Source organism: Lysobacter sp. GCM10012299, from assembly GCF_042649405.1.
GTDB lineage: Bacteria > Pseudomonadota > Gammaproteobacteria > Xanthomonadales > Xanthomonadaceae > Lysobacter_J.
This window is the reverse complement of record NZ_JBHRZC010000001.1, coordinates 460,498-473,375: the sequence shown is the minus strand read 5'-3', so window position 1 is coordinate 473,375 and position 12,878 is coordinate 460,498. Positions and strand designations below refer to the sequence as shown.

At 66.5% G+C, this 12,878-nt stretch carries 12 protein-coding genes; 4 read left to right on the top strand and 8 right to left on the bottom strand.

The window, feature by feature from the left end:
* Window positions 1-146 precede the first annotated feature (146 nt).
* Window positions 147-1,181: an L-threonine 3-dehydrogenase gene (gene tdh / locus ACFOPO_RS02385; RefSeq protein ID WP_386700465.1), complete on the top strand. Its 1,035-nt coding sequence runs from the start codon at window positions 147-149 to the stop codon at window positions 1,179-1,181.
* A 37-nt stretch (window positions 1,182-1,218) separates the two neighbouring features.
* Here the strand turns inward: tdh and ACFOPO_RS02380 are convergent, their stop codons facing one another.
* Window positions 1,219-1,893 (bottom strand): hypothetical protein, encoded by a 675-nt coding sequence (locus ACFOPO_RS02380; RefSeq protein WP_386700463.1) that lies wholly within the window; start codon window positions 1,891-1,893, stop codon window positions 1,219-1,221.
* Window positions 1,894-2,169: 276 nt separating this feature from the next.
* Between ACFOPO_RS02380 and kbl the strand changes: the two genes are divergently transcribed.
* Window positions 2,170-3,375: a glycine C-acetyltransferase gene (gene kbl / locus ACFOPO_RS02375; protein ID WP_386700461.1), complete on the top strand. Its 1,206-nt coding sequence runs from the start codon at window positions 2,170-2,172 to the stop codon at window positions 3,373-3,375.
* Between the two features lie 109 nt (window positions 3,376-3,484).
* Here the strand turns inward: kbl and ACFOPO_RS02370 are convergent, their stop codons facing one another.
* From ACFOPO_RS02370 to ACFOPO_RS02345, 6 genes are all read right to left on the bottom strand, one after another.
* A complete protein-coding gene (locus ACFOPO_RS02370; RefSeq protein WP_386700459.1) occupies window positions 3,485-3,925 on the bottom strand; it encodes a hypothetical protein in 441 nt (146 codons plus the stop codon).
* 119 nt (window positions 3,926-4,044) lie between these two features.
* Window positions 4,045-4,812 (bottom strand): pseudouridine synthase, encoded by a 768-nt coding sequence (locus ACFOPO_RS02365; protein ID WP_386700457.1) that lies wholly within the window; start codon window positions 4,810-4,812, stop codon window positions 4,045-4,047.
* On the bottom strand, window positions 4,809-5,324 hold the full coding sequence (locus ACFOPO_RS02360) for a hypothetical protein (protein WP_386700455.1): 516 nt from the start codon (window positions 5,322-5,324) through the stop codon (window positions 4,809-4,811). Before ACFOPO_RS02360 ends, ACFOPO_RS02365 begins: the two co-directional genes overlap by 4 nt.
* A 233-nt stretch (window positions 5,325-5,557) precedes the next feature.
* A complete protein-coding gene (locus ACFOPO_RS02355; protein WP_386700453.1) occupies window positions 5,558-6,637 on the bottom strand; it encodes an OmpA family protein in 1,080 nt (359 codons plus the stop codon).
* Window positions 6,638-6,897: 260 nt separating this feature from the next.
* Entirely contained in the window at window positions 6,898-8,007 is a 1,110-nt protein-coding gene (locus ACFOPO_RS02350) for an OmpA family protein (RefSeq protein WP_386700451.1), read from the bottom strand.
* A 175-nt stretch (window positions 8,008-8,182) separates the two neighbouring features.
* Window positions 8,183-9,631 (bottom strand): bifunctional 2-methylcitrate dehydratase/aconitate hydratase, encoded by a 1,449-nt coding sequence (locus tag ACFOPO_RS02345; protein WP_386700449.1) that lies wholly within the window; start codon window positions 9,629-9,631, stop codon window positions 8,183-8,185.
* 159 nt (window positions 9,632-9,790) lie between these two features.
* On the opposite strand from ACFOPO_RS02345, the gene ACFOPO_RS02340 reads away from it, so the two are divergent.
* Window positions 9,791-10,582 carry a DODA-type extradiol aromatic ring-opening family dioxygenase gene (locus tag ACFOPO_RS02340; protein WP_386700447.1) on the top strand — a complete coding sequence of 264 codons (792 nt, stop codon included), beginning with the start codon at window positions 9,791-9,793 and terminating at the stop codon, window positions 10,580-10,582.
* Window positions 10,583-10,597: 15 nt separating this feature from the next.
* Here ACFOPO_RS02340 and ACFOPO_RS02335 read toward each other — a convergent pair whose 3' ends face one another.
* The gene (locus ACFOPO_RS02335; RefSeq protein WP_386700445.1) at window positions 10,598-11,503 is read right to left on the bottom strand and encodes a LysR family transcriptional regulator; all 906 of its coding nucleotides are present in this window, start codon (window positions 11,501-11,503) and stop codon (window positions 10,598-10,600) included.
* 109 nt (window positions 11,504-11,612) lie between these two features.
* On the opposite strand from ACFOPO_RS02335, the gene ACFOPO_RS02330 reads away from it, so the two are divergent.
* Window positions 11,613-12,857 carry an MFS transporter gene (locus tag ACFOPO_RS02330; RefSeq protein ID WP_386700442.1) on the top strand — a complete coding sequence of 415 codons (1,245 nt, stop codon included), beginning with the start codon at window positions 11,613-11,615 and terminating at the stop codon, window positions 12,855-12,857.
* Window positions 12,858-12,878: the final 21 nt, after the last annotated feature.

Here is a 12,878-nt window from a genome sequence, read left to right as displayed (position 1 = left end):
GACAGGCATTCGGCGATTCGGGCAAGCCGGGGACGATAGGCCAATCCTGCCGCCCCGGGCAAACCCGCCCCCCGGCCGGACCGGGTCGGCGGCGTATAATTGCCGTCTCTTTACCGCCAAACCGCCAAACCGCGGATTACCCCCCAATGACGCAATCGATGAAGGCGCTGGTCAAGCGCGAAGCTGGCAAGGGCATCTGGATGGAAGAGGTGCCGGTGCCGACGCCCGGCCCGAACGAAGTCCTGATCAAGCTCGAGAAGACCGCGATCTGCGGCACCGACCTGCACATCTACCTGTGGGACGAGTGGAGCCAGCGCACGATCAAGCCGGGCCTGGTGATCGGCCACGAGTTCGTCGGCCGCATCGCCGAAGTCGGCCCGGGCGTGACCGGCTACAAGATCGGCCAGCGCGTGTCGGCCGAAGGCCACATCGTCTGCGGCCACTGCCGCAACTGCCGCGCCGGCCGCCAGCACCTGTGCCCGAACACCGTCGGCATCGGCGTGAACCGCAATGGCGCCTTCGCCGAATACATCGTGATGCCGGCCAGCAACCTGTGGCCGATCCCGGACCAGATCCCGAGCGAGCTGGCCGCCTTCTTCGACCCCTACGGCAATGCCGCGCATTGCGCGCTGGAGTTCGACGTGGTCGGCGAGGACGTGCTGATCACCGGCGCCGGCCCGATCGGCATCATTGCCGCGGGCATCTGCAAGCACATCGGTGCGCGCAACGTGGTGGTCACCGACGTCAACGACTACCGCCTGAAGCTGGCCGCCGACATGGGCGCCACGCGCGTGGTCAACGTCGCCAACACCTCGCTCAAGGACGTGATGGCCGACCTGCACATGGAAGGCTTCGACGTCGGCCTGGAGATGAGCGGCAACGCACGCGCCTTCAACGACATGCTCGACTGCATGTACCACGGCGGCAAGATCGCGATGCTCGGCATCATGCCCAAGGGCGCCGGCGCCGACTGGGACAAGATCATCTTCAAGGGCCTCACCATCCACGGCATGTACGGCCGCAAGATGTACGAGACCTGGTACAAGATGACGCAGCTCGTGCTCGGCGGCTTCCCGCTCGGCAAGGTGCTCACGCACCAGCTGCCGATCGACGATTTCCAGCAGGGCTTCGAACTGATGGAATCGGGCAAGGCCGGCAAGGTCGTGCTGAGCTGGAACTGATCTGGCATTTCGACTGACGGGCGCCAGCAGGCGTCCGTCAGTCCATCAGCGCCACGCGCAGCCCATCGCGCCACCAGCACCACGCCAGCACCGCGAACATCGCGGTCAGCCACAGCCCGACGTGCCATTCGAGCACGTTCTCCCAGCGATCGCCGTAGGGCGTTGCGGCCAGCGCATACGCCAGCACCACCGCGACGACGCCGATGGCCAGGAATCCCCAAGCGACCACCATCAAGGGCGCGTACGCGCGCGGCCGCGGCTGCACGCGTGACAGCGTCTGCAGCACCAGCATCAGCGCGATATAGCTGCAGCCGAAGTACAGATAGACGCCGTAGCGGCGCAGCACCTGGTAGACCGCGCCATCGCTGCCGAGGAATGTCGCGTACATCCCCAGGAACACACCGGCCGCCAGTCCCAGCCACGGCAGCACGCGCGCACGCACGTGCCATTGCCGCCGCAGCCACACCGTCGCCACCAGCCAGCACAGCGCCTGGAGGGTCGCAGCCGGAAGCATGACCATCCGGAACAAGTGGTTGCCCAACCCATGGCGCGCCGCGCGGCTGATCGACACGCAACCATCCCAGTACGGATTGCAGGGAAGAATCAGCCCGTCGCGCACCGACAACCACCACGCCACGTGACTCACCACGAACGGCAGCACTGCGGCCAGGAATGGCAGCGGCCACAGCGGCAGCGTGGTGCGCAGGGACACGTCCGGGCTCATGGGGCGGATGGTAACCAGTGTTTACGTCCATGGATTCCCGCCTTCGCGGGAATGACGAAGTCTCTGGTTTCCCGCCTTCGCGGGAATGACGAAGTCGCTGGGTCCCCGCCTTCGCGGGGATGACGGGTAAACGCCGCAGACGGGGGCGGAGCAATCCCCAGCCCGGCGGACGGCGCCATTCCGCAGCCAATGCCCTTGTCGCCTCCAAGCACCCGCTAAAATGCCCGCTTGCCGCAGCGCCCCTGCCACCGACGGAATCCCGCCATGTCCAACTCCCCCGCCCTGACCGCCCGCTACGCGGAAGAACTCGACACCATCCGCAGCCAGGGCCTGTTCAAGGCCGAGCGCGTGATCACCTCGCCGCAGTCCGCGCAGATCACCCTCGAAGACGGCCGCAGCGTTCTGAACTTCTGCGCCAACAACTACCTCGGCCTCGCCGATCACCCCGACGTGATCGAAGCGGCGAAGGCCGCACTCGACAGCCACGGCTTCGGCATGGCCTCCGTGCGCTTCATCTGCGGCACCCAGGACCTGCACAAGCAACTCGAAAAGACCATCGCCGACTTCTTCGGCACCCAGGACACCATCCTCTACGCCGCCTGCTTCGACGCCAACGGCGGCCTGTTCGAACCGCTGCTCGGCGAAGAAGACGCGATCATCTCCGACGCCCTCAACCACGCATCGATCATCGACGGCGTGCGCCTGTGCAAGGCCAAGCGCTTCCGCTACGCCAACTGCGACATGGCCGACCTCGAGAAGCAATTGCAGGCCGCCGACGCCGCCGGCTGCCGCACCAAGCTGATCACCAGCGACGGCGTGTTCTCCATGGACGGCTTCATCGCCCCGCTCGACGAGATCACCGCACTGGCGAAGAAGTACAACGCACTCGTGCACATCGACGAATGCCACGCCACCGGCTTCCTCGGCGCCAGCGGCCGCGGCTCGGCCGAAGTGAAGGGCGTGATGGACAAGATCGACATCTTCACCGGCACGCTCGGCAAGGCCATGGGCGGCGCGCTCGGCGGCTTCACCACCGCACGCAGCGAAGTGATCGAGATGCTGCGCCAGCGCTCGCGTCCGTACCTGTTCTCCAACTCGCTGCCGCCGCACGTCGTCGCCGCCGGCATCAAGGCCTTCGACATGCTGTCTTCGGCAGGCGAACTGCGCGAGCAACTGGCGGCCAACACCGCCTACTTCCGCGAAAAGATGTCCGCCGCCGGCTTCGACATCAAGCCGGGCGTGCACCCGATCTGCCCGGTGATGCTGTACGACGCACCGCTCGCGCAGAAGTTCGCAGCGCGCCTGCTCGAAGAAGGCATCTACGCGATCGGCTTCTTCTTCCCCGTCGTGCCGCAGGGCCAGGCGCGCATCCGCACGCAGATGTCGGCCGCGCACACGCGCGAACAACTCGACCAGGCGATCGCGGCGTTCGTGAAGATTGGTCGCGAGCTGGGCGTGGTGAAGGGCTGACCCTCATCGCCATCCCGGCGAAAGCCGGGATCCAGTTGCGGTTGGCGAAAAAACAAAAGGCCGGTCATTGACCGGCCTTCTGCTTGCATCCGACGAGGATGTGAATCGATTACTTGCCCTTGGCGTCGCTGGCGACCTGCGTGCCACCCTGCGCGGCAGCAGGCTGCGCGCCGGCGGCCGGTGCGCCCTTGGCGACGCGGATGCCGCGCGACTTCATCCAGGCATCGAATTCTTCGGCCGTCATCTTCTTGCCGTTCTGGTTCATGTTGAAGCGGTACGGCGTGTTGTCGAACTGCGTCTTGGGCTTGTACTCACCCGGCAGCGTCGACTCGGCTGCCGCTTCGGTCTTGGCTTCCTCGGCCTTGGGTGCAGCTTCGGCAGCCTTGGTCTTCTTGCCGGCGGCAACCATCACGCCCTGGTCCATGCGCACGGCCGAACGAGCGACGTCGGACTGGGCGGCACCTGCCGGGCTGCGATCGTTCACACCCGTATGCGCTGCGGCAACACCCGACACCAGCAGCAGCGAAACCACCATCGACATCTTGCGCATCTCAAGCTCTCCCCACGACGAAGTTGGCCGCAGTGTAGGCGTCAAAACGGCGCAAAGGAAACGTTAAAAGAGTGATGCGGCCCACAATCCGACACTGCGGATTCAACGCCGCCTGCCCATCACACAGATGAACAGGGAGGCGAAACCAACGCCGCCACTTCGGCTTCGCTCAATTCACGCCATTGCCCCTTGCCGAGCTCACCCAACGCCAGCGAGCCGATGCCGACCCGGACCAGGCGCAATACGCCGACGTCGAACGCGGCAAGCAGCCTGCGGATCTGCCGGTTGCGGCCCTCGTCGAGGACGATCTCCAGCCAGGCGTTGCGCTCTCCGCTGCGCAGCAGGTTGACCCGGCTGGCGCGCAGCCACTCCCCTTCCTCCTCGACGCCGGCCACCAGGGCGTCGAGCAACGCAGCGTCCGGCAGGGTGTCGATCTGCACGTGGTAGGTCTTGTCGGGGCCGGTTTCCGGATCGGTGATCCGGGCCGCCCAGGCCGGGTCGTTGCTGAACAGCAGAAGGCCTTCGCTGGCCTTGTCGAGCCTGCCGACCGGCGCCAGCCACGGCAGGCCGGCGCCGTCGAAGCATCGATAGACGGTATCGCGCCCGCGCTCGTCCTGCGTCGTGGTGACCAGGCCGCGCGGCTTGTTGAGCATCAGGTGGATGCGTGGCGCCTGGTCGAGGTCGCGGCCATCGACGACGATGCGGTGGCGGCCCTGCACGATCGGGAACTCCGGATCGCGGATCACGCGACCATCGACCGCGACGCGGCCGGACTGGATCCAGCGCGCGGCTTCGCTGCGCGAACACACGCCCTGCTTCGACAGCACGCGCGCCAGGCCGTGGCGAGGCGTGGACGACGGGGCGCCAGCGCGCCCCGCATTACTCACTTCTTTTCGTCCTTGGCCGGTGCGGCAGGCGCAACGGGAGTGGTGGTCGCAGCCGGCGCAACTGCAGCGCCCTTGCCCTTGGCCACGCGCACGCCCTTGGCCTTCATCCACGCGTCGAACTCTTCGGCCGTCATCTTCTTGCCGTTCTGGTTCATGTCAAAACGCCACGGCGTGTTGTCGAACTGCGTCTTGGGCTTGTATGCGGCAGGATCGGTTGCACTGGGCATCGCCGCGGCGGGCGCTGCCGCCGGCAATGCCTTGGCCACCTGGCAGCCTTCCAGTCGCAGGCGGAACAGCACCTGGTCAACGGAGAGCGCTTCGTCGAAGGCTTGCGACAGCACGCCGGTCGGTGCACCGAGCTGATGGCTGGGCACGACCAGTTCTGGCGCGATCGGTGCCACCACGGTCGGGCGGATGGGCAACGCAGGTGCCGCCATCGAACCGCATTGCGCGGATTGCGCCTGCGCCACTCCTGCGAGCAACAACAACGACACACCGATCATCGCGCGCATGGCACGGCTCCTTCCATTCGTCCCGGGAACCAGACGTTCCAGGGTTGCGTCGGCAGTGTAGGCGCCACCGTCGTGTGCGACAACCGCAAGCACATGCAAAAAAGCAGCAGAAATTCAGCTGATCAGCGGCATCACGCGAGCATCACGAAATGCAGCCTTCACAAACGACGAAGCCCGGCACGAGGCCGGGCTTCGAAGTTTTTGCGGAGTGCCGAAGCGTCCGCGCAGCGAGCTTAGTTCTGCACGTTCAGCTCGGTACGACGGTTCTTCTCGCTCTTGCAGGCCGGGAAGGCCTGGCCCACGTCCTCGAGCGGACGGCTCTCGCCGTAACCGATCGGGCCCACGAGGCGAGCAGCGTCCACGCCATTGCTGGTCAGGTAGTCGTACACCGTGGTGGCGCGACGCTCCGACAGCTTCTGGTTGTACGCGTCCTTGCCGCACTGGTCGGTGTGACCGGCGACTTCAACCTTCAGTTCCGGATAGCGCTTCAGGATCTCGGTGGCCTCGGAGAGGATCGAGACGGCGTCCGGACGCAGCGTGGCCTTGTCGAAGTCGAAGTTCACGCCCTTCAGGTCGATCGACACCGGCACCGGGCAACCGTCCGGACCGATCGTCTGGCCGGCCTGCGAACCCGGGCACTTGTCGTCGCAGTTGTTGACGCCGTCACCGTCGTCATCCAGGTCTGCGCAGCTCGGCGCAGCCGGAGCCGGGGCAGCAGCCACCGGCGGCGGGCCCAGCGGGATCACGACGCCGACCGAAGCCAGCACGTCGCCGAACCAGTCTTCGTCCGGAGCCGAAACGCTGCCGTCGTCGAAGTCGGCGCGGTAGGCCACTTCGGTGCGCAGCGACACGCGCTCGCCCAGGGCGGTCTGCAGGCCGACGCCGACCTTGGCGGCGAGGTTGCCCTCGTCACGCTGGCCCGGCGAGTTCGGGTTCGGGTTGGCGTCGAACTCTTCTTCCGACTGCTGGTAGCCCAGGCCCATCAGCAGGTACGGCGCCCAGTTGCGGCCTTCGGCCAGGAAGTGACGACGCAGGTCGAACGAGATGCCGTACTGGCTCCAGCGCAGGTCCTGGTTGGCGTCGTTGTTCGGGTTCTGGTAGTTGAGCTCGCCATCCAGCGACCATTCCGGTGCGATGAACTTGCCAACGCCAAGCGCGCCGAACGGCGCATTGCGGGTGCCGCGATCGTTGTCCTGGATGTTCATGCCGGCGGTGCCGGTCAGGTACCAGCGATCATCGAACTCCTGGGCACTGGCGACCTGGGAAACGGCCAGGCCAGCCAGCAGGGCCGTGCTCAACAAACGGGTCTTCATGTGTCACTCCTTGATCAGTCAGAAACGGACGGGGAAATACAGGCGTACTGCAGCAAGCGCGTTGCGGTAGCTGAATCGGCCTTGGCGGGGGCCAAGGGGGTCACTGACGGCGGCGATCATACACCGTGATTGTAAATGTTAATACTGGTTAACGTTTTTTCGGGAAAAAGTCTGCTAAGCCATGCCCTCATAAACGACGAAGCCCGGCACGAGGCCGGGCTTCGAAGTTTGCGGAGTGCCGAAGCGTCCGCGTATCGAGCTTAGTTCTGCACGTTCAGCTCGGTACGGCGGTTCTTCTCGCTCTTGCAGGCCGGGAAGGCCTGGCCCATGTCCTCGAGCGGGCGGCTCTCGCCGTAACCGATCGGGCCCACCAGGCGAGCAGCATCCACGCCATTGCTGGTCAGGTAGTCGTACACCGTGGTGGCGCGACGCTCCGACAGCTTCTGGTTGTACGCGTCCTTGCCGCACTGGTCGGTGTGACCGGCGACTTCAACCTTCAGTTCCGGATAGCGCTTCAGGATCTCGGTGGCCTCGGAGAGGATCGAGACGGCGTCCGGACGCAGCGTGGCCTTGTCGAAGTCGAAGTTCACGCCCTTCAGGTCGATCGACACCGGCACCGGGCAACCGTCCGGACCGATCGTCTGGCCGGCCTGCGAACCCGGGCACTTGTCGTCGCAGTTGTTGACGCCGTCGCCGTCGTCATCCAGGTCTGCGCAGCTCGGTGCGGCGGGGGCCGGCGGAGCCGCCACAACCGGCGGACCCAGCGGGATCACGACGCCGACCGAAGCCAGCAGATCGCCGTACCACGAGTCGTCGTTGTCGCCGAGCCTTACACCCTGAGAGTTGGTGAAGTCGCCGTTGTCGTCGAAGTCGGCGCGGTAGGCCAGCTCGGTGCGGATCGCGGCGCGCTTGCCGTACAGGGCGCTCTGGATACCCAGGCCGACCTTGGCGGCGAGATTGCCTTCGTCGCGCTGGATCGGCGAGTTCGGGTTCGGGAAGTTGTCGTACTCCTGCTCCGCCTGCTGGTAGCCCAGGCCCATCAGGATGTACGGCGCCCAGTTACGGCCTTCCTGGACGAAGTGGTAGCGACCGTCGAACGAAATTCCGTACTGGCTCCAGTTGAGATCCTGGTTGTCGTCCATGTTCGGATTCTGATAGTTCAGTTCGCCGTCGATGGACCAGTTCTGGTTGAGGAACTTGCCCACGCCGAGCGAAGCGAACGGCGCATTGCGCGTGCCGCGATCGTTGTCCTGGATGTTCATGCCGGCAGCGCCGGTCAGGTACCAGCGATCGTCGAATTCCTGCGCAGCGGCAGCCTGGGCCAGACTCAGACCACCCAGCAGGGCGGCGCAGAGGAGTTTCTTATTCATATATCCAGCTCCTTGATCATAAAAACGGAAACAGCGTCTGCGAGGTTCCCACTTAGGACGGCCGCCAGACGACGCCATCGGGGCGGAGGTTAAGTTTGCCTATGTGAAAGCGGTGTTAACGGTGATCTAACAAACCCGGAAGTTCCCCGACCAACGTCAGGCAATCGGTCAGGATTCAGCAACGCAGGCCGTTCATCAGGTCGGTCACCGGAAGGGCCAGCAGACGCTCGCTGTCGGCCGCCAGCGCAAACAGTGCCGCTGCCTGGCTTTGCGGCAGTTTTCCCGCAATTGCCGCTTCAAACTTGCCCATCAGCAGGTCAATACCTTCGCCGCGACGGCGACGGTGTCCGACCGGATAATCGATGGTGAACTTTTCGCTTTGCGTTCCGTCCTTGAAGAAGACCTGAACGGAATTGCCGATATACCGTTTGTCGGGATCGAAATAATCGCGGGTGAATCGCGGATCTTCTTCCACCCGCATCGTGGCGCGCAGCGCGTCGATGCGCGGGTCCGCCGCCACGGTGTCGCCATAGTCGTCGGCGCGAAGCCGGCCGAACAGCAGTGGCACGGCGACCATGTACTGGATGCAATGGTCGCGATCGGCGTAGTTGGCCAGCGGGCCGGTCTTGTCGATGATGCGCATCGCCGCTTGCTGGGTCTGGATGACGATCGCTTCGATGGCATCCACGCCTTCGGCTTCGATGCGCGAGCCGACCTGCGCGTGCAGTTGCATCGCGCACTCGACCGCGGTCTGCGCATGGAACTCGGCCGGATAGCTGATCTTGAACAGGATGTTCTCCATCACGTAGCTGCCGAACGGCCGCTCGAACTCGAACGCCTGCCCCTCGAATGCGATGTCCTGGAAGCCCCACGTGGTGGCGCTCAACGCGCTCGGGTAACCGACTTCGCCCTTGGCCGCGTTGAGTGCGTGGGTCACCGCGCGGCGGCAGGCATCGCCTGCGGCCCAGCTCTTGCGCGGCCCGGTGTTGGGCGCATGCCGGTAGGTGCGCAGCACGCCGTTGTCGATCCAGCTGTGCGAGATGGCGTTGATGATCTGCTCCTTGCCGCCGCCGAGCATCGAGGTGGCCACTGCAGTCGACGCCAGGCGCACCAGGATCACGTGGTCGAGGCCGACGCGGTTGAAGGAATTCTTCAGGGCATAGCAGCCCTGAATCTCGTGCGCCTTGATGGCGTGGCCGAGCACGTCGCGCACGGTGATGGCATGGCCACTGCGGCCGAGGTAGTCGGCCACGGCGAGGATCGCGCCCAGGTTGTCGGACGGATGCCCCCACTCGGCCGCCAGCCAGGTGTCGTTGAAGTCGAGCCAGCGGATCTGCACGCCGATGTTGTACGCGGCCTGGACCGGATCGAGTTCGTGCGCGGTGAACGGCACGCGGGCACCGCCCGGCAGCACCGCACCGGGCACCAGCGGCCCCAGGTGCCTGACGCACTCGGGGTGATCCATCGCCAGCGCCGCGCAGGCCAGCGAGTCGAGCAGCATGTAGCGGGCAGTGTCGTAGGCCTCCTGCGAATCGATGCGGTAGTCGATGACGTAGTCGGCGATATCCACCATCGGCGCATCCGGCGGCGGGCGGACTGCGGAGCGCAGGTCGGGGTGGCTCATGGCGGGTCCCTTGAACGCGGCGTCGCGTTGTCGAAGGGCAGCATTGTCGAAGGGCGGCAGTGGCCCCGATGTGAGGCAGCATCGTTGCCGCTGGCAGCGGAACGCACCGGCATGCGCATGGCGCTTGGAAAAGCCGCGCCGCAGGCCCACCCTTGTTGCATGGACGTCCCTACCCGCCTTCCGACCCTGTTCCTCTCCCACGGCTCGCCGATGCTGGCGGTCGAGGATTCACCTGCCGGCCGCTTCCTCGATGGCCTCGGCCGCGAGCTGCCGTGGCCGCGCGCGATCGTGGTCGTCTCGGCGCACTTCATGACCGACCGGCCGATGGTGGGCGGGCACATCCAGCCGCACACCGTGCATGACTTCGGCGGCTTCCCGGAGCCGCTGTACCAGTTGCGCTACCCGGCCCCCGGCGCGCCCGACCTGGCCGAAGAGATCGCCCGGCGTATTGCCGACGCCGGGCTCAATCCGCGCGTGCGCGAGAACCACGGCCTCGACCATGGCGTGTGGGTGCCGCTGCTGCGCATGTATCCCGATGCCGACGTGCCGGTGGTGCCGGTCTCGGTGATGCCGCACGGCGACGCGGCGCAACACTTCGCGCTCGGCCAGGCACTGGCGCCGCTGCGCGATGAAGGCGTGCTGGTGATCGGATCGGGCGGCTTCGTGCACAACCTCGGCGACCTCGACTGGAAGCATCCGCAGGCACCGCTGGCGCCATGGGCGCAGGAGTTCGGCGACTGGATGCACACGATGCTGTCGGCGCACGACTGGCCGGCATTGCTGGACTGGCAACAGCGCGCGCCGCACGCAAGGCACGCGCATCCCACGGTCGAGCACCTGATGCCGTTGTTCGTCGCACTCGGCGCGGCGGGCGACACGCCCTCCGTGCGCGCGATCCATCGCTCGCACCAACTGGGATCGCTGGCGCTGGATGCGTTCGCGTTCGACTGACGCTGCACGCGACCGTCAATCCCGCGGCAGCACCTGCGCCAACCGTTCCTCCATGAAGTCGACGAACGCGCGCACGCGCGGCGGCACCAGCCGCCGTTGCGGCATCACGGCGTAGATGCCGGTCTCGGCCACGGGATAGTCGGCGAGCACGATCTGCAGGCGGCCGCTGCGCAGGTCATCGGAGGCGTGCCAGGTCGAATGCAGGGCGATGCCCAGTCCGGCGACGGCGGCATCGCGCACGACTTCACCGTAGTTGCTTTCGATGCGGCCGTGCACGCGCACCGCGACCTCGCCACCGGCACCGTCACTCATCCGCCAGACGTCCTGCCGGCCCTGGCTGCCAACCAGCATCACGCAGTCGTGGTCGGCCAGGTCCTGCGGCGTGCGCGGCGTGCCGTGGCGGCGCAGGTAACCCGGTGACGCGCACAGCACGCGCCGGTTGGGCGCGAGCCGGCGTGCGACCAGGTTGGAGTCGGCCAGTTCGCCGATGCGGATGGCCAGGTCGAAGCCGGAGCTGACCAGGTCGACCATCTGGTCGTTGAGGTTGAGGCTCAGGCGCACCCGTGGATGCCGCTCGAGGAACTCGGGAACCAGTGGCGACACGTACAGGCGCCCGAACGAGGCCGAGGTGGTCACCCGCAGGGTGCCGGTGATCTCGCTGCCGCCCAGCCCCAGGCTGCTGGTGAGGGTCTCCAGGTCCTCGACCAGCGCCCGCCCCTGCTCGGCCAGCGCGGCGCCCTCTGGCGTGGCGTGCAGGCGGCGGGTGGTCCGGTGCAGCAGGGGGACGCCCAGGTCGCGCTCGAGCCGCTTGAGGCGCTGGCTGGCCACCGCGACCGACAGGTCGAGGCTGCGCGCGGCGGCACTGATCGAGCCCAGGTCGAGCACGCGCAGGAACAGGCTGATGTCGCCGATGCGGTCCATGGGTCGATTATCAACGCTTCATTGAAACTGATTAGCCATATAGGCCGTTTCCGCAGAATATGCAAAGGCCTAGCCTGCGCACCTTCCTATATGAAGTGGACGCCGCAGCATGGCCCTCGCCACCGCCCCCTCCCTGCCCGCCTCGCCATCCAGTCGGATGCCGGTGGCGCTGTTCGCCCTGACCGCCGGTTCGTTCGGCATTGGCTGCGCCGAGTTCGTGATCATGGGCCTGCTGCTGCAGGTTGCCGCCGACCTGCACGTCTCGATCGCCGCCGCCGGCATGCTCGTGTCGGGCTACGCGCTGGGCGTGTTCGTCGGCGCCCCGGTGCTGACCCTGCTGACCCGGCGCATGCCGCGCAAGGCGGTGCTGCTGGCGCTGATGGCGATCTACACGATCGGCAACGCTGCCTGTGCACTGGCACCGGACTACACCACGCTGATGGCGGCGCGCGTGCTGACCTCGCTGACCCACGGCACCTTCTTCGGCGTCGGCGCCGTCGTGGCGACCGGGCTGGTGCCCGCCGACCGCAAGGCCTCGGCCATTTCCATCATGTTCTCGGGCCTGACCCTGGCGACGCTGCTGGGCATGCCGGCCGGCGCCTGGCTCGGCCTGCACCTGGGCTGGCGTTCGACCTTCTGGGCGATGAGCGTGGTCGGCATCGTCTCGTTGCTGGTGATCGCGCTGCTGGTGCCGCGCAGCCGCGAACAGCAGGCCACGGTTGCAGTGCGCGATGAGCTGCGCACGATCGTGCGCCCGCAGGTCCTGCTGGGACTGCTGATGACGATGCTCGGCTTCGCCGGTGTGTTCGTGGTGATCACCTATATCCAGCCGTTGCTGACGAGCGTTGCCGGATTCTCCGAAGCGGCGGTGTCGCCGATCCTGTTGCTGTTTGGTGCGGGCATGGTGGTGGGCAACCTGCTCGGCGGCCGCCTCGCCGACCGCACGCCGACGCCGGCGTTGCTGGGCACGCTGGCTGCACTGGCCATCGTGCTGGCGTTGATGAGCTTCGTGTTGCACAACCCGTTCGCCATCGTCGCGTTCATCGCCGCGCTGGGCATCGCCGCGTTCGCCACGGTCTCGCCCTTGCAGCTGCGCGTGCTGCGCCACGCCTCCGGTGCCGGCCAGAACCTCGCCTCGAGCTTCAACATCGCCGCCTTCAATCTCGGCAATGCCATGGGCGCCTGGCTCGGTGGCGTGGTGATCGAACGCGGTCCGGGCCTGCAGGCGGTGACGTGGGCGGCAGCGGCGGTGACCGTGGCCGGCCTCGCGGTCGCGCTGTGGAGCGTGCGTCTGGAAAGCGCGCAAGAGCGTCGCGCGCAGCTTCCCGCTGCTTGCGTGCCCGAGCACCCCTGATCGACTGATCATCAAATCGCG

Excerpts from the sequence above, each read along its gene's own strand:
- ACFOPO_RS02355 (WP_386700453.1), bottom strand. The coding sequence starts at position 6,637 with ATGAAGACCCGTTTGTTGAGCACGGCCCTGCTGGCTGGCCTGGCCGTT.
- ACFOPO_RS02360 (WP_386700455.1), bottom strand. The coding sequence starts at position 5,324 with ATGCGCGCGATGATCGGTGTGTCGTTGTTGTTGCTCGCAGGAGTGGCG.
- ACFOPO_RS02345 (WP_386700449.1), bottom strand. The coding sequence starts at position 9,631 with ATGAGCCACCCCGACCTGCGCTCCGCAGTCCGCCCGCCGCCGGATGCG.
- tdh (WP_386700465.1), top strand. The coding sequence starts at position 147 with ATGACGCAATCGATGAAGGCGCTGGTCAAGCGCGAAGCTGGCAAGGGC.
- ACFOPO_RS02350 (WP_386700451.1), bottom strand. The coding sequence starts at position 8,007 with ATGAATAAGAAACTCCTCTGCGCCGCCCTGCTGGGTGGTCTGAGTCTG.
- kbl (WP_386700461.1), top strand. The coding sequence starts at position 2,170 with ATGTCCAACTCCCCCGCCCTGACCGCCCGCTACGCGGAAGAACTCGAC.
- ACFOPO_RS02330 (WP_386700442.1), top strand. The coding sequence starts at position 11,613 with ATGGCCCTCGCCACCGCCCCCTCCCTGCCCGCCTCGCCATCCAGTCGG.
- ACFOPO_RS02370 (WP_386700459.1), bottom strand. The coding sequence starts at position 3,925 with ATGCGCAAGATGTCGATGGTGGTTTCGCTGCTGCTGGTGTCGGGTGTT.
- ACFOPO_RS02340 (WP_386700447.1), top strand. The coding sequence starts at position 9,791 with ATGGACGTCCCTACCCGCCTTCCGACCCTGTTCCTCTCCCACGGCTCG.
- ACFOPO_RS02335 (WP_386700445.1), bottom strand. The coding sequence starts at position 11,503 with ATGGACCGCATCGGCGACATCAGCCTGTTCCTGCGCGTGCTCGACCTG.